Raw genomic sequence first — 26,096 nt, 5'->3', positions numbered from 1 at the left:
CAACAAGACATGACTGAAGCTCACGAGGGAAGCCTGACGCCGATCCAGTGGCTGCATCAACTGCTCGATATCATGGTGACACAGCAGGCGTCGGACCTTTTGATTTCGGCGGGTGCCCCGCCGAGTTTGAAGATGGCTCAGGGCCTGGTACCGCTGGGCAAGCACTGCCTGAGCCAGCATCAGGTCAGCGAGTTGGTCGGTGTCACGCTGCCGGAGGGGCTGCGGGGGCGGTTCCATCAGGACCGAGAGGCGAATTTCGCCCTGAGCCTGGGCGAAAAGGGGCGCTTTCGCGTGAGTGCCTTCCAGCAGCGCAACCAGATGGCGATGGTGATCCGGCGCATCTCGCTGGAAATCCCCCGGCTGGATGAGCTGGGCGTCCCGCCGCAACTGGCCGACCTGGCGCAGGCCAAGCGCGGCCTGGTACTGGTGGTGGGAGGGAGCGGCACAGGGAAATCGACGACCTTGGCAGCGATGATCCAGCAGCGCAACGAGACCATCGGTGGGCATATCATCAGTGTGGAAGATCCCATCGAATATATTCACCCGCACAAGAAGGCCATCGTCAATCAGCGAGAAGTCGGCATCGATACCGAGTCCTTCGAGGTGGCGCTGAAGAACACCCTGCGCCAGGCGCCGGATGTGATTCTGATCGGCGAGATTCGCACCCGGGAAACCATGCAGCATGCCTTGACCTTTGCTGAAACCGGACACCTGTGCCTGGCGACGCTGCACGCCAACAATGCCAACCAGGCGCTCGATCGTATCATCAACTTCTTTCCTCACGAGCGTCATGAACAGATATGGATGGACCTATCGCTCAATCTCAAGGCGATCGTGGCGCAGCAGCTCATGCCCAGGGTGGGCGGCGGTCGCTATCCGGCCATCGAGATCATGTTGCAGTCTCCGCGTATCGCCGACCTGATCAGCAAGGGGGCAGTGGGAGAAATCAAGCCGGCGATGGCAAAGTCCCGTGATGGCGGGATGCAGACCTTCGATCAGGCGCTTTTTGATCTCTACCGTGCCGATCTCATCAGCGAGGAAGTGGCCCTGGCGCATGCCGATTCCGCCAACGATCTGCGCATGATGATCAAGTTTGGCGAGCATAGGGATGTTGTGCCCGCCGCGGAGGCGCCGAGCCAGCTGGCCCTGCGCGACGAAGAAGATTACTGATCACGGCGCGTAGATGCCGCCCAGGATACGTGGCCCTCGGGCGCCGGTGACCGAGGGGAGGTTGCCGGGCAAGCCGTGTAGCCGTTGGTGCGCGAGCCAGGCGAAAGCGCCGGCTTCCATCCAGTCCGCTGGCCATCCCCAGTCGGCGCTGTCCCGCAATGCTATGTTCGGTACGTAACCTGCCAGGCGAGCAAGCAGATCGGGGTTGTGCGCTCCTCCTCCGCAGGGAATCAGCACCACCGGGTCGGTATCGTCCAGGCCCAATTGGATGATCCCCTGAGCCACGCTGGCCGCGGTCAATTCGGCGAGTGTGGCCTGCACATCCGCCGAGGTCTCTGCGCCACGAAGGTGGGATTCCAGCCAAGGCAGATGAAACATTTCCCGGCCGGTACTGCGGGGCGGAGCTTGCTGGAAGAAGGGCTCGGCCAGCAAGCGCTCGAGCAGGGTGGTATCCACGTAACCGCTTGCGGCCCAGCGGCCGTCATGATCGAATCTTCCCCCCTGATGTCGCTGATACCAGGCGTCCAGTAATACGTTGGCAGGGCCGGTATCGAAGCCCAGCGGCTTTCTCTCGCTGGCGCGAGGAGGCAGCCAGGTAAGGTTGGCAAAACCGCCCAGGTTCAGGATCAGTTGATGATGTTCTTCAGACGCGAAGACGGCCTGATGAAACGCTGGTGCCAAGGGTGCGGCTTGGCCGCCCGCGGCAAGATCACGACGCCGGAAATCTCCCACTACGGCGCAGCCGGTCAGTTCCGCCAGCAGGCTGGGATTATCTAGCTGCAACGTATAGGCCGGGCCGCCATCGTGGCCGCCGGGAGCGTGTTCAATGGTCTGCCCATGGCTGCCGATGGCCTGAATCTGCGTTGGTGGCATCCCTGTGGTTTCAAGCAGGGTCTGCACGGCGCGAGCCTGGAGTCGGCAGAAGGCCGCCTCGGCCAGGGCCAGCTCGGCGAAACTCACTGATGGAGCGTGGCACAAGGCAAGCAGTCGCTGATACAGCTCATCTGGCATGGCTTCGGCGTGAGTGGCGATCAAGCGGGGCGTCGTTGCCTCCATGCAGACCAGGGCGGCATCGATGCCGTCCAGGCTGGTGCCGGACATGAGACCGATGTAATAACGATTGGTGTCTGCTTTCATCTCGTGGCTCGTTGTGGCTGTTGAAGACTCAACCTTGGCGTATGGTCATGGTAACATCGTGCGCTATTTATCCCGGACTGCCCGGGTGGGCTATTGGGTCAATTTTGGAGACTGGTAATGAGTGAGGTGGAACAGGCTTTAGCGCTGCTGGCGCGAGGTACGCACGAAATCCTGATAGAGGATGAGCTGAAAAAGAAACTGGCCTCAGGCCGTAAGCTGCGTATTAAAGCCGGTTTTGATCCCACGGCGCCTGACCTGCATCTGGGACATAGCGTCCTGTTGACCAAAATGCGTCAATTCCAGGACCTGGGACACACCGTTATCTTTCTTATCGGTGACTTCACCGGCCGTATCGGCGATCCGACAGGTAAAAACGTGACCCGTAAGCCGCTGACCGAAGCGGATGTCAAAGCCAACGCCGAGACTTACAAAGCACAGGTCTTCAAGATCCTCGACCCGGACAAGACCGAGGTACGCTTCAATGCCGAGTGGTTTGGCGAACTAACAGCAGCCAAAATGATCGAACTGGCCGCTCAAAGCACCGTGGCGCGTATGCTGGAGCGCGATGATTTTGAAAAACGCTACAAGGCTAACCAGTCCATTGCCATCCACGAATTCCTTTACCCGCTGGTGCAAGGCTACGACTCTGTTGCTCTTGAAGCGGATGTTGAACTAGGCGGTACCGATCAGAAGTTCAACCTGCTGATGGGGCGCGAGATTCAAAAGCACTTCGGCCAGGAGCCTCAGGTCGTCATCACCATGCCGCTGCTCGAAGGTCTCGACGGTGTGCAGAAGATGTCTAAGTCGCTGGGCAACTATGTGGGTGTCGACGAAGCGCCGGGCTCCATGTTCAACAAGCTTGTCTCCATGCCGGACAGTTTAATGTGGCGTTACTTCGAGCTGCTGTCGCTGAAATCCAACGAAGAGATCGACGCGCTCAAGCAAAGTGTTGAGCAGGGGGCGAACCCGCGAGACATCAAGATGGAGCTGGCGCGTGAACTGATCGCCCGCTACCACGGTGACGAAGCGGCAGCCAATGCGCACAAGTCGGCAGGCAACCAGCTGGCCGACGGCGAGCTGCCCGCAGACCTGCCGGAAGTAGAGGTAGATTTCGAAGGTGGTGAGCAAGCGCCGATCGCTGCTGTGCTGAATCGGGCGGGCTTGGTGAACAACAGTGCCCAAGCCAAGGACATGCTGGGCAATAGCCGCGTCAAGGTCGACGGTGAAGTAGTGGCAAAAGACGCCATGCTGGCGACGGGCAAGGCTTACGTGATCCAGGCTGGCAAGAAGCGCTACGCCCGTGTGACACTCAATTGAACTTTTGGGTAAGAAATCCCTTGCCAACCTCGTCATGAATCCGTAAAGTACGCATCCGCTGCCGGGGACGCCAAGCGTTTCCAGCGGTGGATGAAGGTGAAAACCTTCGGATTGTCAGGAAGTTAGCGAAGTTTTGATCGCTCGCTTCACGCGCTGATATCAGCGGTTGACAATCACCAGGAAATGCGTAGAATACGCCTTCCTCGCTGAGGCAAGCCAGTTCAACGGCAAGCCAGTGACTTCTCTTGAAGTTCAGCAGCGAAACAGCTCTTTAACAATTTGATCAGGTAATTCATGTGGGCGCTTGCCGATGAGGGTGATAAATCACCAAATATCAAGGCAAGCGAACACCAAGATACACTTAGGTGTATCACAGTGAATTCGTTTGAAACCTTGAGCCAAGATTGGTTCGCTTTCTCCTTCGGGAGAGCAAGAACCGCAATGATTGTAAACTGAAGAGTTTGATCATGGCTCAGATTGAACGCTGGCGGCAGGCCTAACACATGCAAGTCGAGCGGTAACAGGGGAAGCTTGCTTCCCGCTGACGAGCGGCGGACGGGTGAGTAATGCATAGGAATCTGCCCGGTAGTGGGGGATAACCTGGGGAAACCCAGGCTAATACCGCATACGTCCTACGGGAGAAAGGGGGCTTCGGCTCCCGCTATCGGATGAGCCTATGCCGGATTAGCTGGTTGGTGAGGTAATGGCTCACCAAGGCGACGATCCGTAGCTGGTCTGAGAGGATGATCAGCCACATCGGGACTGAGACACGGCCCGAACTCCTACGGGAGGCAGCAGTGGGGAATATTGGACAATGGGGGCAACCCTGATCCAGCCATGCCGCGTGTGTGAAGAAGGCCCTCGGGTTGTAAAGCACTTTCAGCGAGGAAGAACGCCTTCGGGTTAATACCCCGGAGGAAAGACATCACTCGCAGAAGAAGCACCGGCTAACTCCGTGCCAGCAGCCGCGGTAATACGGAGGGTGCAAGCGTTAATCGGAATTACTGGGCGTAAAGCGCGCGTAGGCGGCGTGATAAGCCGGTTGTGAAAGCCCCGGGCTCAACCTGGGAACGGCATCCGGAACTGTCACGCTAGAGTGCAGGAGAGGAAGGTAGAATTCCCGGTGTAGCGGTGAAATGCGTAGAGATCGGGAGGAATACCAGTGGCGAAGGCGGCCTTCTGGACTGACACTGACGCTGAGGTGCGAAAGCGTGGGTAGCAAACAGGATTAGATACCCTGGTAGTCCACGCCGTAAACGATGTCGACCAGCCGTTGGGTGCCTTGAGCACTTTGTGGCGAAGTTAACGCGATAAGTCGACCGCCTGGGGAGTACGGCCGCAAGGTTAAAACTCAAATGAATTGACGGGGGCCCGCACAAGCGGTGGAGCATGTGGTTTAATTCGATGCAACGCGAAGAACCTTACCTACCCTTGACATCCTGCGAACCCGGAAGAGATTCCGGGGTGCCTTCGGGAACGCAGAGACAGGTGCTGCATGGCTGTCGTCAGCTCGTGTTGTGAAATGTTGGGTTAAGTCCCGTAACGAGCGCAACCCTTGTCCTTATTTGCCAGCGCGTAATGGCGGGAACTCTAAGGAGACTGCCGGTGACAAACCGGAGGAAGGTGGGGACGACGTCAAGTCATCATGGCCCTTACGGGTAGGGCTACACACGTGCTACAATGGCCGGTACAAAGGGTTGCGAGCTCGCGAGAGTCAGCCAATCCCGAAAAGCCGGTCTCAGTCCGGATCGGAGTCTGCAACTCGACTCCGTGAAGTCGGAATCGCTAGTAATCGTGAATCAGAATGTCACGGTGAATACGTTCCCGGGCCTTGTACACACCGCCCGTCACACCATGGGAGTGGACTGCACCAGAAGTGGTTAGCCTAACGCAAGAGGGCGATCACCACGGTGTGGTTCATGACTGGGGTGAAGTCGTAACAAGGTAGCCGTAGGGGAACCTGCGGCTGGATCACCTCCTTAAACGATGCGTCATCCTCGCGGCAAGCGCTCACAATGAATTACCTGATCAGAATGCTGTTGATACGCAGTGATAAGGGGTTTTGCTCTTCTCACGTTAAAAAGAAAAAAGAAAAGTCTTTTAAAGATATTCTCCTTTTTTCAACGTGAAAGAACCCTTATCACTGCGCATAGCAGTCGCTCTTTAACAATGTATATCATGCTGACATAAACGTCTTTTTAAGACGTTTATACGTAAATTGTTTTGTGATACGTCTCAAGCGTATCCGGCAATCGTTATCATTGCGAGATTCAGACTCCTTCGGGTTATAGGGTCAAGCAATGAAGCGCACACGGTGGATGCCTAGGCAGCCAGAGGCGATGAAAGACGTGGAAGCCTGCGATAAGGTTCGGCGAGGTGGCAAACAACCTGCGACCCGGACATCTCTGAATGGGGAAACCCACTCACCATCAGGTGAGTATCGTATCCTGAATCCATAGGGGTACGAGGCGAACCCGGGGAACTGAAACATCTAAGTACCCGGAGGAAAAGAAATCAACCGAGATTCCCCCAGTAGCGGCGAGCGACCGGGGAGTAGCCCTTAAGCATGAGACTGATTAGACGAACGTGCTGGGAAGCACGGCCGTAGCGGGTGATAGCCCCGTAGTCGAAAATCTGATCATGTGAAATCGAGTAGGTCGGGGCACGAGAAACCTTGACTGAAGACGGGGGGACCATCCTCCAAGGCTAAATACTCCTGGCTGACCGATAGTGAACCAGTACCGTGAGGGAAAGGCGAAAAGAACCCCGGAGAGGGGAGTGAAATAGATCCTGAAACCGTGTGCGTACAAGCAGTAGGAGCCCACTTGTTGGGTGACTGCGTACCTTTTGTATAATGGGTCAGCGACTTATTTTCAGTGGCGAGGTTAACCGTATAGGGGAGCCGTAGGGAAACCGAGTCTTAACTGGGCGCACCAGTCGCTGGAAATAGACCCGAAACCGGGCGATCTATCCATGAGCAGGGTGAAGATTGAGTAACATCAATTGGAGGCCCGAACCAGGATCTGTTGAAAAAGATTTGGATGACTTGTGGATCGGAGTGAAAGGCTAATCAAGCCCGGAGATAGCTGGTTCTCCTCGAAAGCTATTTAGGTAGCGCCTCACGTATCACCACCGGGGGTAGAGCACTGTTTCGGCTAGGGGGTCATCCCGACTTACCAACCCGAGGCAAACTCCGAATACCGGTGAGTGCCAGCGTGGGAGACACACAGCGGGTGCTAACGTCCGTTGTGAAAAGGGAAACAACCCAGACCGTCAGCTAAGGTCCCCAAATCCTGGTTAAGTGGGAAACGAGGTGGGAAGGCTCAGACAGCTAGGAGGTTGGCTTAGAAGCAGCCATCCTTTAAAGAAAGCGTAATAGCTCACTAGTCGAGTCGGCCTGCGCGGAAGATGTAACGGGGCTAAACCAGGTACCGAAGCTACGGGTTCATCCTCAGGATGAGCGGTAGAGGAGCGTCGTGTAAGCCGATGAAGGTGGATTGAGAAGTCTGCTGGAGGTATCACGAGTGCGAATGCTGACATGAGTAACGATAAAGGGAGTGAAAAACTCCCTCGCCGGAAGACCAAGGGTTTCTGTTCGATGCTAATCAGAGCAGAGTGAGTCGGCCCCTAAGGCGAGGCCGAAAGGCGTAGTCGATGGGAAACGGGTCAATATTCCCGTACCGGACATGATTGCGATGGGGGGACGGAGAAGGCTAGGTGAGCCAGGCGTTGGTAGTCCTGGTGAAAGTGAGTAGGCTGAGGAATCAGGCAAATCCGGTTCCTCAAGGCCGAGACACGAGACGAACAGCCCACGGGCTGGAAGTCACTGATGCCACGCTTCCAGGAAAAGCCTCTAAGCACCAGATCATGTGCGACCGTACCCCAAACCGACACAGGTGGTCAGGGTGAGAATCCCCAGGCGCTTGAGAGAACTCGGGTGAAGGAACTAGGCAAAATGGTGCCGTAACTTCGGGAGAAGGCACGCCGGCGTATCGTGAGAGCCCCCGCGGCTTCAGCGAGAACCGGTCGAAGATACCAGGTGGCTGCAACTGTTTAGTAAAAACACAGCACTCTGCTAACGCGCAAGCGGACGTATAGGGTGTGACGCCTGCCCGGTGCCGGAAGGTTAAGTGATGGTGTTAGGCCTCGGCCGAAGCTCTTGATCGAAGCCCCGGTAAACGGCGGCCGTAACTATAACGGTCCTAAGGTAGCGAAATTCCTTGTCGGGTAAGTTCCGACCTGCACGAATGGCGTAATGATGGCCACGCTGTCTCCACCCGAGACTCAGTGAAATTGAAATCGCCGTGAAGATGCGGTGTACCCGCGGCTAGACGGAAAGACCCCGTGAACCTTTACTATAGCTTCACACTGGACGCTGTTGTTGCCTGTGTAGGATAGCTGGGAGGCTTGGAACTGCGGACGCCAGTTCGCAGGGAGCCGACCTTGAAATACCAGCCTGGCATCATTGGCGTTCTCACTCAGGTCCGTGATCCGGATCGAGGACAGTGTGTGGTGGGTAGTTTGACTGGGGCGGTCTCCTCCCAAAGCGTAACGGAGGAGCACGAAGGTACCCTCAGCACGGTCGGACATCGTGCAATGAGTGCAAGAGCATAAGGGTGCTTGACTGCGAGACAGACACGTCGAGCAGGTGCGAAAGCAGGTTCTAGTGATCCGGTGGTTCTGTATGGAAGGGCCATCGCTCAACGGATAAAAGGTACTCCGGGGATAACAGGCTGATACCGCCCAAGAGTTCACATCGACGGCGGTGTTTGGCACCTCGATGTCGGCTCATCACATCCTGGGGCTGAAGTCGGTCCCAAGGGTATGGCTGTTCGCCATTTAAAGTGGTACGCGAGCTGGGTTTAGAACGTCGTGAGACAGTTCGGTCCCTATCTGCCGTGGGCGTTGGATGTTTGAGAAGCGCTGCTCCTAGTACGAGAGGACCGGAGTGGACGACCCTCTGGTGTTCCGGTTGTCACGCCAGTGGCATTGCCGGGTAGCTATGGTCGGACGGGATAACCGCTGAAAGCATCTAAGCGGGAAGCCCCCTTCAAGATGAGACATCCCCGAGGCCTCGAGCCTCCTGAAGGGCCCAGCGAGACCAGCTGGTCGATAGGCACGGTGTGGACGCGCTGCAAGGCGTTGAGCTAACGTGTACTAATGGCCCGTGAGGCTTGACCCTATAACACCCAAGGGGTCTGCTCAAAATGATAACGATCGCGTGTGAACACACGCAGAGAACCGGATACGCAACGAGTAAGCGACACGCTTGCTTGAAGTGACAGAGACGCTCACAAAACACGTCAATGGCAACACACCAGGACGACACAGCATGATATGCATTACCCGTTACGCCTGACGACCATAGCGAGTGGGAACCACCTGATCCCTTGCCGAACTCAGCAGTGAAACCGCTTAGCGCCGATGGTAGTGTGGGGCTTCCCCATGCGAGAGTAGGTCATCGTCAGGCACTTATCCTGCAGAAAACCCAGCCACCCGGCTGGGTTTTTTGTGTGCGTAGCTGACGCCTGGATCTTTTCGTTTTTCTCCATATGCCTAGCTGACCTTCCCCCTGGTTTAGGTCCGCTACCAATGTGAGGAACCGCTGCTTCAGGCACACTGCTCGGCATACACCACAGGTGGCAAATAGCCCAGCGAACTGTGCGGTCTGACATGATGGTAGTGGGTCCTCCATTGGTCGATTTCGTGTCGTGCATCGATAAGACTCAGGAACCAGTGCTGATTAAGACAACTATCCCGGAACTTGCCGTTAAAGCTCTCGATGAACGCGTTCTGTGTCGGCTTGCCTGGCTGGATGAAGGCCAAGATGACTTTCCGCTCACGCGCCCAGAAGAACATCGCCTTGCTGGTCAGCTCCGGCCCGTTATCGCAGACAATCGAGGCTGGCAACGAACGCTGCTGCGCTATCTCGTCCAGGAACCGGGCCAAGCGATGACCGGAAATGGACGTGTCCACCAATTGACCGACACACTCTCGGCTGAAGTCATCCACGATGTTCAGCACGCGGAAACGACGCCCCGAGGCCATCTGATCCGACACGAAGTCCATCGACCAGCGTTGGTTGGGTCTGTCCGGTAGTGCCATCGACGCCCTGGGCCGCACCAGCCGCTTGCGCCGACGGGGTCTGACCTGAAGCCCATTCTCGCAGTACAGCCGGTAGGTGCGTTTGCGATTGATCACCAGTCCCTCCTGCTTCAACAGCGCATGCAGCAGCAAGTAGCCGTAACGGGGATAGCAGGTCGCCAAGGCTTGTAGACGTGCCCGAAGCGGTTCATCTTCACGCGGCATGGCCTGGTATCGAGCAACCGATCTTGCCAGGCCCAGCAGTCGGCAGGCGCCTCGCTGGCTGAGCCAGCCACCTGTCACCAGGTGCGTCACCGCGTGCCGCTTCGCGTCGGGCGTTACCACTTTCCCGAGACGATCTCCTTGAGCGCGGCATTGTCGAGGGCGCTTTCCGCCAACAGCTTCTTCAGCCGAGCGTTCTCGGTCTCCAACTCGCGCAGGCGCTTGGCCTCCGATATCTCCATACCGCTGTACTTGGCCTTCCAACGGTAGAGGGTCTGCTCGGTCACGCCGTTCTGCCGGGCCAACTCGGCGATCGAGACGCCGCGCTCGTTGGCCTTGAGGATGCTGATGATCTGCTCGTCGGTATGTCGGTTACGTTTCATCGTGAGATCTCCTGCTATCAGGGTAAACGTAGCGGAAATCTCACATTGGCGGTGGACCGGATTCTGGGGGAAAGGTCAGCTCCAGACACAGCGGCTCGATTTGGGTGATCGTTTTTATAAGTCGGTTTCCATCTGAGTCAATATCAGATAAGCCCCGCTACGGCCAGAATGAAAGCGCCTAATGTGATGGTGATGCTGGCCAGCAGGGTGGAAATGGCGATGATATTGGCCGTTAGAACGGCGTTGCCGCCCATCGCCTTGACCATCACGAAGCTCGCTGCCGCTGTGGGGCTGGCAAAGAACAAAAACAGCACTCCAAGTTCGCGACCTTCGAAACCCGCGAGCCAGGCGCCTGTCGTTGCCAGGGCTGGCAAGGTGACCATCTTCATCACGCTAGCACCCGCAGCGAGTCGGCCCGATGCCTGGATCGCGCCCAGCGAGAGGGTGGCGCCGATGCAAATTAATGCCAGCGGTAGCGTCAGGGAGGCGAAATACTCACCCGTATGCATCAGCCAAACGGGGAGTCTCAGCCCCATGGCAGTCACCGGAACGGCCACCACAACGGCCAGAATCAAGGGGTTACGGGCGATATTCGCGGCGATGCTGCGCCAGTTCATATGCCGCTGGTCCTGATATCGAGACAGGATGAAAACCGACAGTATATTGTAACTGAGTATCACCACCCCCAGCAGCAGCCCACCGGCCGACAAGCCATAATCGCCGTACATGCTGGCGGCCAGCGCCAGTCCTATTATCCCGCAGTTGCCGCGAAAGGCACCCTGGACGTAGACGCCACGGTCCGCGTAGGGAATGCGCCAGATGGCCCATGCCCAGGCCAGCAGAAAGCATGCCAGTGTCGCCAAGGTAAAGAAACCCAGCAGGCGTGGGTTGAGCGCCACGTCCAGGTCGGCATTGATCAGGCTGAGAAAAATCAGAGTTGGCATGGTGCCATTGAACACCAGCGACGAGGCAGTGGTGATGAAGGCGTGGTCGATCCAGCCGATACGTTTGAGTCCCAGGCCGAGAAATACCATGGCAAACACCGGCAGCGTAACTTCCAGAGTGCCGAGAAAAAGGGAAAGAAGGTTCATTCTCAGGGGGTCCGAGCAGGGGTGTGTTCCTATATTAACATTTAAACATGTGCAAACTCTGGTGGGATTAGAACTGCGTTGAAGAGTTTTGAGCTTCCAGCGCCCGGTGTGCTACCAGGCGCTGCTGCCCGAGATGCTCAGGCCTCCGTGGGGCGTCTGACGAAGGGCAAGTCAATCAAGTGCAAAGGACTTCCAGTGCTTCCATGAGGCTATCCATCTCGTCATCGGTGCCGATGGATATACGCAGGAACTCGTTAAGTTCGGCGGTATTGAAATGACGCACCAGAATGCCTCTCTCGCGTAGACCGATGAACAATTGCGCTCCTTCATGCCTTGGATGCCTAGCCAGCAGGAAGTTGGCTTTCGAAGGCAGGACTTCGAATCCGAGGGCTTCCAGGCGCTGGCGTGTTCGTTCGCGAGTGGTAATGACACGGTCGCAGCAAGCCTGAAAGTGTTGGGGGTCTTCCAGAGCGGCAATGCCCGCAGCACTGGCCAGACTGTCCACGGGGAAGGAGTTGAAGGAATCCTTTACCCGCTTGAGACCCTCGATCAGCTCGCTTGAACCAAGAGCATAGCCGAGCCGCAAACCTGCCAAGCTGCGTGACTTGGAAAATGTTCCGGTCACCAGCAGGTTGGGAAAGCGTTCAATCAAGGTGACGGCACTTGTCGCCCCGAAATCCACATACGCTTCGTCGATCAATACCACGCGATCCGTGACTCGCTCGAGGAGGGCGGTGATAGCTTCCAAGGAGTGGGCGTGGCCGGTGGGAGCATTGGGGTTGGCGAAAATGATACCGCTACGGCTCTTGTCAGCCCCAAGCGCCTCCAGGTCGACTTCCCATTGCTCGGTCAGGGGGTGCGTCCTGAGTTCCACTCCATAAAGCTTGGCGTATACAGGATAGAAGCTATAGGTAATGTCCGGGGCATCCAGGGGCAAGCCATGCTGGAAAAAGGCCTGAAAGGCAAAGGCCAGCACTTCATCCGAGCCATTGCCGACGAACACCTGCTCCGGGGTGGCGCGGTAAGTGTCAGCGAGTACCTGGCGGAGTGCCGACGAAGTCGGGTCGGGGTACAGGCGTAAGTGGTCGATGGCAAAGTTGCGTAGCGCGTCCCCCACTCCTGGAGCGGGGGGGTATGGATTTTCGTTGGTGTTGAGCTTGACGACACGCTCACGGGGCTGCTCTCCGGGAATATATGGAGTGAGCGCACGGATATTGGGGCTCCACAAATGGCTCATGACACATCCTGACTATGAATGGTGAATGCAAACATGGTCGCTTGAGCAGGGAATTAGCGCAAGCGGCATGCAGGCAAACGGGTGGTACGACAGGGGTGGGCGTTAACCGCTGTAGCGGTTATGCTGTATTCAGCGTGGGCTGAATGTCGCGTATAGATATGTCAACACGAAAAGGAGGCACCCTATGCAATTCAGGAGTTTGTTGGCCGGTTCGGCCATGTTGGCGTTATTGGCGGGCTGCGCCGCCGGGCCTACCGAGCAGAGCGATACACAGGCTGAGCAGATCTCTCAAGCCACTTACCAAGGCACGCTACCGTGCCGCAATTGTGATGGTATCGACCTGGACGTCACCATGGTGGGTGAAGAGCAAGCCCCGCTGGAAGAGCGTACGTTCGAGCTTGAGGCGACCTATCGCAATCATCCCCAGTCGCCGCCAGACGAAAACTATGCCGGTAATTGGGAAGTATTGACGGGTACACCTTCCAACCCCAATGCAACCGTTTATGAGCTGACCCCGAATGGCGAAGGCCAGACCTATTACTTCCTGCGCATTGACGAGCAGACTCTGGAGTTGATCGACCCGGAACGTCGCCGTTTCCAGAACGGGGAAGGTCTGCGCTTGCAGCGCCGCTGATAACTCGTCGTTAACTCTTGGTGGTTAACTTTCGGTTATCGATTCGCTGTTGTTAACTTTCGTTGCTGCAAGCGCACTAGACGACAAGAAGGCGGCCCTGAGCCGCCTTTTTTCATGACCTTACGGTAAGGTCATGAATCACATAAGGCAAAAGCCAAAGACGAGGTGAGGCGGGCATGGCCAAGGTCAAAAGCGCTTACGTGTGTACTGAATGTGGCGCGGAATTTCGCAAATGGCAGGGCCAGTGCAGTAGTTGCCAGGAATGGAACACGCTGAGCGAAATCCGCCTGGCGAGCGCTCGTCCCGGGGCAGCAGCTACTGGTTCTCCGGCGCGTAGCGGCTATGCGGGAGACCTGTCACGGGAAGTCATGGACCTGGCCAATGTCGATTTGAGCGAAGTCCCCCGCCTCTCTTCCACCTTTGCCGAGTTCGACAGGGTGTTGGGTGGGGGGCTGGTGCCGGGATCCGCGGTACTGCTGGGCGGAAACCCGGGGGCGGGGAAGTCTACGTTATTGCTGCAGACGGCCTGCAAACTCGCCCAGGAGAGACGCATCCTGTATGTGACGGGGGAGGAGTCGCTAGCTCAAGTCGCCATGCGTGCGCATCGTCTGCAACTTCCTACCCAAGGGTTGAAAATGCTCACCGAGACCAGCGTGGAAACCATTCTGGCGGTTGCCGAGCGCGAGCGTCCCGAAATACTGGTGATCGACTCCATCCAGACGATGCATCTTGAAGACATCAGCTCGGCCCCGGGCGGTGTTGCCCAGGTGCGTGAGTCCGCCGCTGCCTTGACGCGCTTCGCCAAGCAGACCAACACCGTGCTGTTACTGGTGGGGCATGTCACCAAGGACGGCACCTTGGCTGGCCCCAAGGTGTTGGAGCATATGATCGATGCTTCTCTGCTGTTGGAAGGGGGCGCCGACTCGCGTTTTCGCACCCTACGCGGCCAGAAGAACCGTTTTGGCGCCGTCAATGAGCTCGGGGTTTTCGCCATGCTGGAGCAAGGGCTGAAAGAGGTGAAGAATCCCAGCGCGATTTTCCTTTCGCGAAGTGAAGAGCAGGCGTCGGGAAGCCTGGTGATGGTGGTATGGGAAGGGACACGACCGATACTGGTGGAAGTGCAGGCGCTGGTGGATGACTCGGCGCTGGGCAATCCACGCCGCGTAGCGGTGGGGCTGGATCATAACCGGCTGGCCATGCTTCTGGCGGTGCTCCATCGCCATGGCGGACTCTTTACCGGCGACCAGGATGTTTTCCTCAATGTGGTGGGAGGCATCAAGGTACTCGAGACCAGCGCTGACCTGGCCGTGTTGCTGGCGGTGGTGTCGAGCCTGCAGAACCGGCCATTGCCGCGAGAGCTGGTGGTGTTCGGAGAAGTGGGCCTCTCGGGCGAGATTCGCCCGGTGCCGAGCGGCCAGGAGCGCATAGCGGAAGCGGCCAAGCACGGCTTTCAGCGGGCGATCGTGCCGCGTGGCAATGCGCCCAAGCGAGCCCCCGCAGGCATGGAAGTCATAGTCGTGGATAAACTCAGTGAGGCACTGGAAGCACTTTAACGCCCTGTGAGCGGACGCCAGGTGCGATAGTATAGGGATGAATTTGCCAAGGAGAGACGCGATGACGAGTATTCGTTTGACTCAGTACAGCCATGGCGCCGGCTGTGGCTGCAAGATTGCGCCCAATGTGCTCGACTCCATGCTGGCCAAGGCCGGCCAGGGAACCAGCCACAAGAATCTGATCGTGGGTAACCAGGGTCGCGAGGATGCGGCGGTTTATGACCTGGGCGATGGTCGTGGCATGATCGCCACCACCGATTTCTTCATGCCGATCGTCGATGACCCCTTTGATTTCGGCCGTATCGCCGCGACCAATGCCATCAGCGACGTTTATGCCATGGGCGGTAAGCCGGTGCTGGCGCTGGGTATACTTGGCTGGCCCCTGGATAAGCTGGGCGCCGACGTGGCAGGTGACGTGCTCGCCGGGGCGCAGGCGGTATGCCGCGAGTTGGGCCTGGCCTTGGCGGGCGGTCATTCGATCGATGCCCCCGAGCCAATATTCGGGCTGGCGGTCAACGGCCTGATCGACCTGGAACATTTGAAGCTCAACAAGGGCGCCAAGCCGGGAGACCTGCTGTTTCTGACCAAGCCGCTGGGCGTGGGCATGCTGACCACTGCGGAAAAGCAGGGACTACTCGAAGCCGGCCATCACGGCCTGGCCCGGGAAACCATGCTGCAATCCAACGCCATCGGCATGGAGCTTGCCAAGGTCAAGGGCGTGAATGCGATGACCGATGTCACCGGCTTTGGCTTGGCGGGCCATCTGGTGGAGGTGTGTGCTGCCAGCGGTGTCGCTGCCCAGCTGGATTTCCGCCGCCTGCCGCGCCTGGCCGAAGCGGAAGCATATCGCCGCCGCGGGGCGGTTCCCGGCGGCACCCAGCGTAACCGTGACGCCTTGGGAGACGCCTTGCCCGCCATGGATGAGGCTCATTGGCAATGGCTGTGCGATCCGCAAACCTCGGGTGGGTTGCTGCTCAGCGTCGATCCCGCCTGGGAGGACGATGTGGAACGCATTGGCCGCGCCCACGGTGTCGAACTGCAGCCCTTCGGCAAGATAGTCTCGGCTAAGAAACCGGCCTTGATCGAGGTTATCGGGTGACGCTGCCGCTCGTTGCTGCGGATCTCGCCCTGTTGCGAGAGAACCGGCCCTTGATCGATGTGCGCGCACCCGTCGAGTTCGCCCAGGGCGCCTTGCCGGGTGCGGTGAACCTGCCGCTGATGGATGATGACGAGCGTCGTCAGGTCGGCATCGAATACAAGCAGCATGGGCAGCAAGCGGCCATCCGGTTGGGGGAGCAGCTCGTACAAGGGAACCTGAAAGCCTCCCGCGTGGAGGCCTGGCGTGAGTACGTGGCGGACCACCCAAACGCTATCCTTTATTGTTTTCGCGGTGGGCTACGCTCGCAGATCGCCCAACAGTGGCTGCAGGATGCGGGCGTTACCCGGCCGCGTATCGAGGGGGGATGGAAGGCGCTTCGCCAAGCCTTATGCACCCATATCGATAGCGCGGCTGCCCAGCCCATGTTGATAGTGGGCGGCCTGACCGGGTGTGCCAAGACCGATTTGATCCAGCGGCTGGATAACGGGGTGGATCTCGAGGCCTGTGCGCGCCACAAGGGCTCTGCCTTCGGTCGCCATCCGTTACAGCCGCCGGCACAGATCGATTTCGAACATGCCTTGGGCAAGCACTTGTTGTCGTTGCCCGGCGCAATGGTGCTGGAAGACGAATCGCGGCAGATCGGCAGCGTCAATATTCCGCTGACATTCTGGCACGCCATGCAACGGGCACCCCGGGTTCGGGTGGAAATGCCGCTGGATTGGCGCTTGAACCAGATTCATCGGGATTACATCGACGGTCTGTGGGAGGTCTATCTCCACCAGTACGGCCCGTGGCTGGGTTGGACGCTGATGCGCAAGCAGTTGAGCAGCGCCTTGGCGCGGCTGAAGAAGCGGCTGGGCAGTGCCCGCCTGGCGCGCTTGCAGCGGCTGCAGCAGCTGGCCTTTCGCGAACACGAGCGCGGTAACCGACAAGCCCATGAGGCCTGGTTGGCGCCGCTTCTCACCGAATACTACGACCCGCTGTATCGCTACCAGCTGGAAAAGCACAGCGGTACCGAGCAGCTGCTCCATACGGGAGACTGGGACAGTTGTCTGGAGGCCGCCCGCAGCTGGAGCACCACGGCCTCTCCGGAGCCGTCAGCTGCGCAACCACTGGCTAAGCAGACGATCGAGTAACGGGGCCAGTTGATCGCTGCGCTTGGGGGAGGACAACAGCGTTTCCCGCGCCTGAACGTAAGGGCTCTTCTCGCTGCCTTCCGGTAGTTCGGCATGGGCCAGGAGGCTCTTTATACCGGTTTCGTTGATTTCAAGATGACAAAGCAGGGCCATGACACGGCCGCAATCCCAGGAGAATCCCTGAATGGGACTGGCCTCGCTCCCTCCCAGGGGAATGGCGTCCTCGGGTAGACTGAAGATCCAGCGATGCCACATGAAGGCCTGGAACCGTTCGGGCAAGTCGAAAGGGCTCTCTGGTGCCAGCGTCACTTCATGCCATCCCAGCTCGGCATAAGTGCCACGCGCCACGACGGCGCCCAGGGCATCGGCGATCAGCTGGGCACCGAAGCCGATACCCAGCATTGGCTTGTGGCTGTCGAGCCAGCGGGACACCACCTTGCGCTCTGCTTTCAGCCAATCGGGGGGAGGCGCGGTGGCTAGCGCTTCGGGCGCGTCCAGCAGGATCAGGGCGTCGCAGTCACCCGGGCGCGGCACGAGCTCGCCGGCATGAAGATGGAACACCGTATGACTATGGCCCATGCTGGTCAGCCAATCGGTGATGCGCGCAGGATTCTGGTGTGGGCTGTGTTGAAGCAGATGAACATGCATCGCGATCTCCTCGTCGACCAACCATCACACCTGGCGTTAGGTTGGTCGGCACTTGTGGAAATTAGCCCAACTGGGACAATGGTTTAACGCAACAAACAAGCAGCTTAACGAAACCAATCTACCAATGCTACGGACCGTCTTTGGCAGCGATAAACCCTATCGGCCTGAGGCGGGTGCCGTCACGAGATGACTTACATGGCTACGACTTCTATGGCATCCCAGGGGTTCTACCAACGCTTGCAACAGTTGCCGCCTGTAGCGCAACAGGCATTCATGGCGGCTTTGTGTGAACGCCTGCTGCCCAACTATGCCCTCTATCAGGAAGCAACGGGCCAGGGGAACTACGCGGGACTAAGGGCCGTTCTTGACCTGGTCTGGGAGCACTTGAAGGTCAAGAACGCCAAGATCGACTTCGAGAAGCAGGCGGAAAAACTGGCAGAGTGCGAGCCCCCCGCGGCGGATGACAGTTTCGGCGCCCGGCGAGCACTGGAAGCCGTCGTGGCGCTGGCTGCTCTGCTCGATACCCTGCAGGGCGAGGCGCCTGGAGCCGTCCTGGAAGTCAGCCGGACCTCGCGTGGCGGCGTGCGGGCTTTCATCGAGCTGACCGAAGGGGAAGACGACGCAGCGGCCCTGGCGCTCCTGGTGCGCGATCACCCCTTGATGGAGGATGAAAACGACTTTCAGGATGCCGTGCTTGAGGCCGTCAGCCAGCCGCTGGAGCGCGAAACACTCAAGCAGGTTCAGCGGTTGGGGCGCAACGACGGCGTCAGTAATCTGGGCCTTTCACTGGAATAATGGGTAGTACAGCATTTAAAAGCGTAGCCCTGCGGTGAGCATTGCCCCGGCGGTACCGAATACGATGACATCCGATTCAAAACGATGCCACCGTACCCCTATGCTAGGCAATAAAGCCGGGGCAATTTCGTAACGATTGAAAGGGATCTTGTCGCGATACTCCCCCCGATAACCATGCAGCAAGCCGCCGGTCAGCTTGGCCCTTAGCATCACTCCCGCGGCCGACTCCCAGATAGGTAGCTCGCGTCCAGCGTACAAGTACACGCTGGATTGGTCGAAGGAGTTCTTGAACCAGGCGGCACCGGCCAGCCAGCGGCTCGGGGTATGCAGTTCAAGACCGAGCAAATCCTGCTGATTGGTGTGTTCCGGGTCGGGGCTGAAGTGGCGGGTATGTAGACTTGTTTGCACAAGCACATGGTCCAGTGTCAGCTGGCTTCGCTCGGTCGGCTCAAGGGCCCATAGCGAGCTGCTGAGCAAGCCCAGAAAAGCCACCATCGTGCGTCGTGGAAAAATGTATTCACCTGTCTTGCAATGAGGACTCAAAGGCGCATGACGATGCCGTGGTCCGTCATGTATCGCTTGGCTTCGGGAATGGTGTATTCACCAAAGTGAAAGATACTGGCGGCAAGTACGGCGTCGGCGCCGCCCTTGGTCACCCCTTCCACTAGGTGATCCAGGTTGCCGACACCGCCCGAGGCGATGACCGGGACACTAACCGCTTCGCTGATGGCGTGGGTGACGCCCAGATCGAAGCCGATCTTGGTGCCGTCGCGGTCCATGCTGGTCAGCAGCAATTCGCCGGCGCCGTACTCGACCATCTTCTTGGCCCATTCGATGGCATCGAGCCCGGTGGGGCGGCGACCGCCATGGGTGAAAATTTCCCAGCGGTCGGCTTCGCCTTCCGCCGAGACTTTCTTGGCGTCGATCGCCACCACGATGCATTGACTGCCGAAACGCTCGGCGGCCTCGCGGACGAAATCGGGATTGTTGACGGCGGCGGTATTGATGGAAACCTTGTCGGCACCGGCATTGAGCATGGTGCGAATGTCGTTGCAGCTCCGAATGCCCCCGCCCACGGTCAACGGGATGAAAACTTCCCCGGCGATGCGCTCGACCATCTCCACCGTGGTATCGCGGTCTTCGTGGCTTGCGGTGATATCCAGAAAGGTGATCTCGTCCGCACCCTGCAGGTTATAACGTTGGGCGATCTCGACAGGGTCGCCAGCGTCACGAATGCCGATGAAGTTGACGCCCTTGACCACACGGCCGGCGTCGACGTCCAGACAGGGGATGATGCGCTTGGCCAGGCTCATGACGTGGCTCCCGACAGGGTGAGTTGGTCGCTCAGGCGTTGCGCCTCAGCGACATCCAGCGTCCCTTCATAGATGGCGCGTCCGGTGATGGCGCCCAGGATGCCGTCGCCTGCCACAGCACTCAAAGCACGGATATCGTCAAGGTTGGTGACGCCGCCCGAGGCGATGACCGGCAAGCCGCCGACGCGAGCGAGCTCCGCCGTGGCTTCCACATTGACGCCGCCCATCATGCCGTCCCGGGCGATATCGGTATAGACGATGCTCGATACCCCGTCGTCGGCGAAATGCTTGGCCAGTTCCGTGGCCTTGATCGTGGAAACCTCGGCCCAGCCATCGGTGGCGACGAAGCCATCCCGGGCATCGAGACCGACGATGACATGGCCGGCGAAGGCGCGGCACATCTCGCCGACGAAAGCGGGCTCCTTGACCGCCTTGGTGCCGATGATCACGTAGCTGACCCCGGCCGCCAGGTAGTGCTCGATGGTGTCGGCCGAGCGAATGCCGCCGCCGATCTGGATCGGAAGCTCAGGATAGGCGCGGGCGATGGCGGTTACCGCCTCGCCATTGACCGGCTTGCCCTCAAATGCGCCGTTGAGATCGACCAGGTGCAGGCGCCGGGCGCCGGCTTCCACCCAGCGGGCCGCCATGGCGACCGGGTCATCGCCATAGGCGGTAGCATCGTCCATGCGGCCCTGTTTCAGGCGGACACACTGTCCGTCCTTGAGATCGATGGCGGGAATGACCAGCATAACGCGTCCTCTTGGATGGTATTTGGGCTGATGGATCAGGGCGACCAGTGAATGAAGTTTTCCAGTAACTTCAATCCGGCTCGGGAGCTCTTTTCGGGATGGAACTGTACCGCAAACGTCGCCTCTTTACCCACCGCGACATGGGCGTTCACCTTGCCGTAATCGGTGGTGCCAAAAACCTGGGAGGATTCGGCGGCCTGCACATAGTAACTATGCACGAAATAAAAATGTTCCTGGGAATCTATGCCTTCCCACAGCGGATGTTCCTGGGTTTGCCTGACCAGGTTCCAGCCCATGTGCGGTACCTTCAGTCGGTGGCCGTTGTCGTCGCGCATATCCGCCGGGAAGCGGTTGACTTCACCCTTCAGAAATCCCAGGCAAGGAATGCCGCCGTTCTCTTCGCTGTGCTCCAGCAACATTTGCTGGCCCACGCAGATACCCAGCAGCGGCTTGTCCTGGCGTTTGAGAATATCGTCTACCAGGCCGCGCAATTCGGTACGTTCAAGCTCGCCGATGCAGTCGCGAATGGCGCCCTGGCCGGGCAGTACCAGACGGGTGGCGCCGAGAATGCAGCGAGGGTCGCGGGTGATGATCACGTTTTCATGGGTGACGTGTTCAAGCGCCTTGGCGACGGAGTGAAGGTTGCCCATCCCATAGTCGATTACGGCAATGGTCATACGGCGCTCCTCGTCATGTATAAGCGGGTAGGCAAGAGATCAGGCATTACAGGCATCCCTTGGTGGATGGCATGCGGCCCGTCATCCGCGGGTCTTCGGCAACGGCCATGCGCAGTGCTCTGCCAAAGGCCTTGAAAATGGTTTCGGCCTGATGGTGAGCATTGAAGCCCTTCAGGTTGTCGATATGCAGGGTAACCTGGGCATGGTTGACGAAACCCTGAAAGAACTCCCAGAACAACTGGGTATCGAGGGTGCCGATGGTGGCACGGGTAAAATCGACATTCATGTGCAGCCCGGCCCGGCCGGAGAAGTCGATCACGACGCGGGAGAGGGCCTCATCGAGAGGAACATAGGCATGACCGTAACGATAGATGCCTAGTTTGTCGCCGATCGCCCGGGCGAACGCTTGCCCCAGGGTGATGCCGAGATCCTCCACAGTATGGTGATCGTCGATATGCAGATCGCCAGTTGCCTTGATCTCCAGATCGATCAAGCCATGGCGAGCCACTTGGTCCAGCATGTGATCGAGAAAGGGAACGCCGGTGTCACAGGCAAGGTTCCCCTCGCCGTCCAGATTGACGGTCACGGTGATCTGGGTTTCCTTGGTGTCACGGCTTACCGTGGCGATACGCTCTGACATCTTGCATCTCCAGCGCCGGGGCGCATTCAGGAACGGACAAACACCATTGTACAAGCACAGGGCGAGCACAGGCAGACGACGACTGTCGACAAAGCGAGCATTATAGTGAATCGACCCACCCATCCGCTACAATGCGCCGAATGAGACCGCACCTGTCACGCTGTGCGCAGCGAGGTGGCCTTGACCAGGAGGAACTGCATCATGCCGGTGACGCTTCAATACGTGGATCAATCGGTCTGGGAGGCTGATGCTCAGAAGCGCCTGGACCTCGAACGAATTTACCAGGATGCGCCTCAGGAGCGTATTGCCAATAGCGCCACCCGCTTCATCGAGCAGCACCTGGCGGCCGGCCACTGCTTTGCCTGCGCCCTTTTCAACGAGCGCCTTCTTGGAGCGGTCGTGGTGGAGGTGGTGCCCGATGCCTGGTGGCTTTCGCAGCTTTGCGTGCGCAAGACGACTCGTCGCCGCGGTGTCGGGACACGCCTCATGGCACTGATGGCAGACCGGGCCGCTGAAGAGCGCCGCGTATTGCGTATCGCAACGCGTTCGCTGCCTTTCGCCGATCGGGTCTTGCTCTCCAAGCTCGGCTATCGTCCCGTGGCGACTTCGAGTCCTGCAGCGGCGACGTCTGAAGCGATGAACTCAGTTGATGAAAGCGACTATGTCGAGCTTGTGCCACAAGGAAAAGAATGATGAAGCGTTTGTTGAGAATATTACTGGCGGCAACAGGAATGCTTGCCATTGTGGCGGTAGGTGCGGTGGTCTATGTCACCACCTTTCTCGATCCCGAGGATTTCAAGCCGCGTCTCACGGCGGTAGTCGAGGAGCACACCGGCCTTCAACTGGCACTGAACGGCCCCTTGAGCTGGTCATTCTACCCGCGAATCGGCGTCAGCGTGGAACAGGCGCAAGCCTGGATGCCCGGGCGCGAAGGGGAGGGCCAGGAGTTCGCTGCAATCCGCCAGGCCGAGGTCAGCCTCGCGTTCGCTCCGCTGTTGCGCGGCGAAATCGCCGTGGATGGTTTGACCCTCGAAGGCTTGCGTCTGAACCTGAAACGTGACGCCGAGGGCAACGGGAACTGGGAACCACTCCTCGATCGCCTTGCCGGACAGGGAGAAGAAGCCGAAGCCGTACTCGCCCCGGCGAGTGCCGGTCCCCATGCCGATGCCGGTAATCTAGACGTGGTGCTCAGTATTGCCAACGTCCAGTTCAAGGATGCCGACATTCGCTTTCGCGATGAAGTGACCAACAAGCTCTACCATCTGCAGAAGCTGAATGTGTCCGGCAGCAACGTCAATCCGGTGCGAGCTTTCCCCCTCAAGGCAATGTTCACCCTGGTAACGCATAACCGACTCGATGCCGAGATGCTGGAGCGAATTCCCGATACCGCCAGCGACATCAATCTGGAAACCCGCATGAAACTGGCCTTGGCGGACCAACGTTACATACTGGAAAGCATCAACCTGACCAGCCAGTTCAAGAGCCGGGGACAGGAAAATGCTCAGCAACTCAAGTTGCGGGCCGCGGAGATCGTGGTCGATGCCGAAAACCAACAGCTCAGCATTGACGAAGGGGTACTGGACGGCGGTTTCCACCATCCTGAGAACTGGCAGGGCAACCTGGCGATGAGCCTGGCTTTCGCTCTGGAAGTCGATTGGGATGCTGCTACGGTGCAATTGCAGAACCTTCAACTGACCGGACCCGATGGACTACGTATGGGCGGCCATTTGAATCTGAAGGGGCTGCGTGAAAATCCGCAATACAGCGGGCAACTCAACGCCGCCCCATTCAACTTGCGGCCGTGGCTCAGGCGTGCCGGCGTAGAGCTCGATACCGCCAGCGAAGCCGCGCTGAGCGATGTGGCGCTGACGAGTCCCCTGCAGGGCGATACCCGGCACGTCGAGCTCTCGGGCCTGTCGCTGGTGGTGGATGAAACCACCTTGACCGGTCAGCTGCAGGTCGGTCTGCAATCACCGCGCCTGGGATTTGCTCTGGAAGGTGACCAGATCAATCTGGACAACTACTTGCCGCATGATGCACCGGACGAGTCCCAGGCCGTACTGGGCGGCATGCTTTCCCGCGCTTACGCCCAGGCGCCGTCGTCGTTATCCACGCCTTGGCTTTCTCCGCTGGCCCTCAATGGCCGGCTCACCATGCAACAGCTGACGCTGGGCGGCTTGGCGTTTACCGATACCACTCTTGCACTCGAAGGTGAGGCCGGTCTACATCGAATGACAGAGTTCCAGTCGGATTTCTACGGTGGTCAGTTGCAGGCCACAGGCGAACTGGATAGCCGTGAAACGCCGATACGCTGGTCACTCAACCCCGATATCACCCGGGTCCAGGTGGCTCCATTGTTCGAAGCGATGGGAGAAGAGAACTCACCGCTGCGCGGACGTATCGACCTTCAAGGCGAGTTGACGACGCGGGGGAATAGCCGCGAATCCCTTGAGCGGTACCTCAACGGTGAACTTGATGCCAGGCTGAGCGAGGGGGCGATCATGGACATCAATATCCCGCGCCAGGTCTGTGAGTTCGTCGCCCAGTTGGAAGGCGAGGGAACCGTACGCGACTGGCACAGCGATACCCGCTTCGATCGTTTCGATGCGACTTTCTTCATACGTAACGGCGTGATCACCAGTGATGATCTCGTCATCACCCTGCCGGGCATCGAAATGCGGGGTGAGGGAGATCTTGACCTGAGTACTCAGCGTTTTCACGCACGCGCGGCTGCTCATCTGGACGATACCGCCGATGCTGCCTGCCGGGTGAATCCACGTCTTTCAAGCATCCAATTGCCCATACTGTGTGAAGGTCAGCTAAGCGATGCCCAGAATGAATGGTGCCGATTCGACGGCAAGGCCTTCCAGCAGAATGTAGTGGGAATACTGCGTGGCGAGGCCAGTCAACGCGGCGAAGAACTCATCCAGGAGCGCCTGGATGATGCCGTGAAAGAATTGGATGGACGCTTGGGCGAAGGCGCCGCTCAGGAACTTCGTGACGGGTTGCGTAGTCTGTTTGATTGAATGTTCATGCAGGACATCCCTTGCGCCGGCTTAATCGCCGGCGCTTTTTATGTTGCCTACACGTTAGAGGACCAACATGACGGACGAGCCGGCGCCGGTCATGGCACCTGAAGATTTCCAGCAGCGCCTGTTGGCCTGGTTCGACCGCCATGGCAGGCATGACTTGCCGTGGCAGAAACCACGCACCCCCTATCGGGTCTGGGTCTCCGAGATCATGCTCCAGCAAACCCAGGTCGCCACGGTGCTGCCCTATTTCGAACGCTTCATGGGTCGTTTTTCCACTATCGAAGCCCTGGCCGAGGCCGAACAGGACGAAGTGCTGCACTTGTGGACGGGGTTGGGCTACTACGCTCGGGCGCGAAATATGCACAAGTCTGCCAGACTAGTGGTGCAACAGCATGATGGCGAACTGCCGGTCCATGACATGGACGCCATGCTGGCACTGCCCGGGATCGGCAGATCCACGGCGGGTGCGATCATCGCCCAGAGTACCGGACGCCGGGCGGTCATTCTCGACGGTAACGTGAAGCGTACGCTAAGCCGGCTTCATGCGCTTCCCGGTTGGCCCGGTCAGCCCCGGGTGGAGCGCAAGCTGTGGGAATTGGCGGAGCACTATACTCCTTCTTGCCGCCTGACCGACTACACCCAGGCAGTGATGGATTTCGGCGCTACCTTGTGCCGACGGGGGCAGCCTGAATGCAGTCGATGCCCATTCAATGATGTGTGCATAGCGAATGTCCGCGGGGAGCAGAAACGTTTCCCCGAATCCAAGCCCAAGAAGACGCTTCCGGTACGCCGCGCCTGGATGTTGATGCTGAACGATGCCAGGGGGCGGATATGGCTCGAACAGCGACCTCCCGCTGGTGTCTGGGGCGGATTATGGACCCCGCCTCAGTTCGACGACCAGATGAGCCTGCGGGCCTGGCTCGACCAGCATGTGCCGGGCGCCATCGTTAGCTCTCCAGAACCTGTCTTCACGCATACCTTCAGTCACTTTCGCCTGGAAATTATCCCACAGCCCGTTCGCTGCGATAGGCTGGATGCCGTGCGTGAAGGCGGATGCTGGTACGATCCCGAGTTCCCTCCAGCGCTCGGGGTAGCCGCCCCGGTGAAGCTGTTGCTGGAGCGACAAGCGCCTTTTGCTTTAAAACCTCAGGACTCGCCTGGAAAAAGAGGTGGGTAACC

20 protein-coding genes and 3 rRNA genes are annotated in these 26,096 nt (G+C 58.7%); 13 read left to right on the top strand and 10 right to left on the bottom strand.

Annotated features, from left to right (window positions below; genetic code table 11):
- The first annotated feature begins 9 nt into the window (after positions 1–9).
- Complete coding sequence (locus R5M92_RS13000) at positions 10–1,170, top strand: PilT/PilU family type 4a pilus ATPase (RefSeq protein ID WP_346796379.1); 1,161 nt, start codon at positions 10–12, stop codon at positions 1,168–1,170.
- Here R5M92_RS13000 and R5M92_RS12995 read toward each other — a convergent pair whose 3' ends face one another.
- On the bottom strand, positions 1,171–2,307 hold the full coding sequence (locus tag R5M92_RS12995; protein WP_346796378.1) for an anhydro-N-acetylmuramic acid kinase: 1,137 nt from the start codon (positions 2,305–2,307) through the stop codon (positions 1,171–1,173).
- A 117-nt stretch (positions 2,308–2,424) separates the two neighbouring features.
- Between R5M92_RS12995 and tyrS the strand changes: the two genes are divergently transcribed.
- The 4 genes from tyrS to rrf all read left to right on the top strand — a co-directional run bounded on the left by tyrS (position 2,425) and on the right by rrf (position 9,094).
- The gene (gene tyrS / locus R5M92_RS12990; protein ID WP_346796376.1) at positions 2,425–3,624 is read left to right on the top strand and encodes a tyrosine--tRNA ligase; all 1,200 of its coding nucleotides are present in this window, start codon (positions 2,425–2,427) and stop codon (positions 3,622–3,624) included.
- Between the two features lie 449 nt (positions 3,625–4,073).
- Positions 4,074–5,606: ribosomal RNA gene (locus R5M92_RS12985) — 16S ribosomal RNA — on the top strand.
- Between the two features lie 309 nt (positions 5,607–5,915).
- Positions 5,916–8,806: ribosomal RNA gene (locus R5M92_RS12980) — 23S ribosomal RNA — on the top strand.
- Positions 8,807–8,978: 172 nt separating this feature from the next.
- Positions 8,979–9,094, top strand: a 5S ribosomal RNA gene (gene rrf / locus R5M92_RS12975).
- Together the 16S, 23S and 5S rRNA genes form the textbook arrangement of a ribosomal RNA operon.
- A 140-nt stretch (positions 9,095–9,234) precedes the next feature.
- Here rrf and R5M92_RS12970 read toward each other — a convergent pair.
- The 3 genes from R5M92_RS12970 to hisC all read right to left on the bottom strand — a co-directional run bounded on the left by R5M92_RS12970 (position 9,235) and on the right by hisC (position 12,641).
- Positions 9,235–10,313 (bottom strand): IS3 family transposase gene (locus R5M92_RS12970; RefSeq protein ID WP_346796374.1). Its coding sequence is split into 2 segments (ribosomal slippage): positions 9,235–10,058 and positions 10,058–10,313, totalling 1,080 coding nucleotides; the frame shifts between segments, so codons are not numbered across the junction.
- A 143-nt stretch (positions 10,314–10,456) separates the two neighbouring features.
- Entirely contained in the window at positions 10,457–11,404 is a 948-nt protein-coding gene (locus tag R5M92_RS12965; protein ID WP_346796373.1) for an AEC family transporter, read from the bottom strand.
- A gap of 175 nt (positions 11,405–11,579) precedes the next feature.
- Positions 11,580–12,641, bottom strand: a complete 1,062-nt coding sequence (hisC, locus tag R5M92_RS12960) for a histidinol-phosphate transaminase (RefSeq protein ID WP_346796372.1) — start codon at positions 12,639–12,641, stop codon at positions 11,580–11,582.
- Between the two features lie 184 nt (positions 12,642–12,825).
- Here hisC and R5M92_RS12955 point away from each other — a divergent pair, with 184 nt between their 5' ends.
- The 4 genes from R5M92_RS12955 to mnmH all read left to right on the top strand — a co-directional run bounded on the left by R5M92_RS12955 (position 12,826) and on the right by mnmH (position 17,063).
- The gene (locus tag R5M92_RS12955) at positions 12,826–13,275 is read left to right on the top strand and encodes a copper resistance protein NlpE N-terminal domain-containing protein (RefSeq protein WP_346796371.1); all 450 of its coding nucleotides are present in this window, start codon (positions 12,826–12,828) and stop codon (positions 13,273–13,275) included.
- A 176-nt stretch (positions 13,276–13,451) separates the two neighbouring features.
- Positions 13,452–14,828 (top strand): DNA repair protein RadA, encoded by a 1,377-nt coding sequence (radA, locus tag R5M92_RS12950; protein ID WP_346796370.1) that lies wholly within the window; start codon positions 13,452–13,454, stop codon positions 14,826–14,828.
- Positions 14,829–14,889: 61 nt separating this feature from the next.
- Positions 14,890–15,927 carry a selenide, water dikinase SelD gene (gene selD, locus R5M92_RS12945; protein ID WP_346796369.1) on the top strand — a complete coding sequence of 346 codons (1,038 nt, stop codon included), beginning with the start codon at positions 14,890–14,892 and terminating at the stop codon, positions 15,925–15,927.
- Complete coding sequence (gene mnmH, locus R5M92_RS12940) at positions 15,924–17,063, top strand: tRNA 2-selenouridine(34) synthase MnmH (RefSeq protein WP_346796367.1); 1,140 nt, start codon at positions 15,924–15,926, stop codon at positions 17,061–17,063. The genes selD and mnmH overlap by 4 nt, the downstream gene beginning before the upstream one ends.
- Here mnmH and R5M92_RS12935 read toward each other — a convergent pair.
- Positions 17,025–17,711, bottom strand: a complete 687-nt coding sequence (locus R5M92_RS12935; RefSeq protein ID WP_346796366.1) for a type 1 glutamine amidotransferase — start codon at positions 17,709–17,711, stop codon at positions 17,025–17,027. The two genes, mnmH and R5M92_RS12935, sit on opposite strands and share 39 nt — an antisense overlap.
- Before the next feature lie 195 nt (positions 17,712–17,906).
- Here R5M92_RS12935 and R5M92_RS12930 point away from each other — a divergent pair, with 195 nt between their 5' ends.
- Positions 17,907–18,506, top strand: coding sequence for a YjaG family protein (locus R5M92_RS12930; protein ID WP_417338896.1), 600 nt, complete (start codon positions 17,907–17,909; stop codon positions 18,504–18,506).
- 15 nt (positions 18,507–18,521) lie between these two features.
- On the opposite strand, the gene R5M92_RS12925 is transcribed toward R5M92_RS12930, so the two are convergent.
- The 5 genes from R5M92_RS12925 to hisB are packed head-to-tail and all read right to left on the bottom strand — an operon-like array spanning position 18,522 to position 21,885.
- A complete protein-coding gene (locus R5M92_RS12925) occupies positions 18,522–19,001 on the bottom strand; it encodes a hypothetical protein (RefSeq protein ID WP_346796365.1) in 480 nt (159 codons plus the stop codon).
- A 44-nt stretch (positions 19,002–19,045) separates the two neighbouring features.
- On the bottom strand, positions 19,046–19,819 hold the full coding sequence (gene hisF, locus R5M92_RS12920) for an imidazole glycerol phosphate synthase subunit HisF (protein ID WP_346796364.1): 774 nt from the start codon (positions 19,817–19,819) through the stop codon (positions 19,046–19,048).
- A complete protein-coding gene (gene hisA / locus R5M92_RS12915) occupies positions 19,816–20,568 on the bottom strand; it encodes a 1-(5-phosphoribosyl)-5-[(5-phosphoribosylamino)methylideneamino]imidazole-4-carboxamide isomerase (protein WP_346796363.1) in 753 nt (250 codons plus the stop codon). Before hisA ends, hisF begins: the two co-directional genes overlap by 4 nt.
- A 35-nt stretch (positions 20,569–20,603) precedes the next feature.
- The gene (hisH, locus tag R5M92_RS12910; protein WP_346796362.1) at positions 20,604–21,245 is read right to left on the bottom strand and encodes an imidazole glycerol phosphate synthase subunit HisH; all 642 of its coding nucleotides are present in this window, start codon (positions 21,243–21,245) and stop codon (positions 20,604–20,606) included.
- A 46-nt stretch (positions 21,246–21,291) separates the two neighbouring features.
- Positions 21,292–21,885 carry an imidazoleglycerol-phosphate dehydratase HisB gene (hisB, locus tag R5M92_RS12905; protein ID WP_346796361.1) on the bottom strand — a complete coding sequence of 198 codons (594 nt, stop codon included), beginning with the start codon at positions 21,883–21,885 and terminating at the stop codon, positions 21,292–21,294.
- Between the two features lie 201 nt (positions 21,886–22,086).
- Between hisB and R5M92_RS12900 the strand changes: the two genes are divergently transcribed.
- The 3 genes from R5M92_RS12900 (at position 22,087) to mutY (ending at position 26,094) form a co-directional block, all read left to right on the top strand.
- The gene (locus tag R5M92_RS12900; RefSeq protein WP_346796360.1) at positions 22,087–22,578 is read left to right on the top strand and encodes an acetyl-CoA sensor PanZ family protein; all 492 of its coding nucleotides are present in this window, start codon (positions 22,087–22,089) and stop codon (positions 22,576–22,578) included.
- A complete protein-coding gene (locus R5M92_RS12895) occupies positions 22,578–24,911 on the top strand; it encodes an AsmA family protein (RefSeq protein WP_346796359.1) in 2,334 nt (777 codons plus the stop codon). The genes R5M92_RS12900 and R5M92_RS12895 overlap by 1 nt, the downstream gene beginning before the upstream one ends.
- Positions 24,912–24,987: 76 nt before the next feature.
- A complete protein-coding gene (mutY, locus tag R5M92_RS12890; protein ID WP_346796358.1) occupies positions 24,988–26,094 on the top strand; it encodes an A/G-specific adenine glycosylase in 1,107 nt (368 codons plus the stop codon).
- The last annotated feature ends 2 nt before the right edge of the window (positions 26,095–26,096 follow it).

Source organism: Halomonas sp. Bachu 37, from assembly GCF_039691755.1.
GTDB lineage: Bacteria > Pseudomonadota > Gammaproteobacteria > Pseudomonadales > Halomonadaceae > Vreelandella > Vreelandella kashgarensis.
The sequence above is the reverse complement of the archived record's forward strand: the minus strand, read 5'-3'. Positions and strand labels throughout refer to the sequence as shown.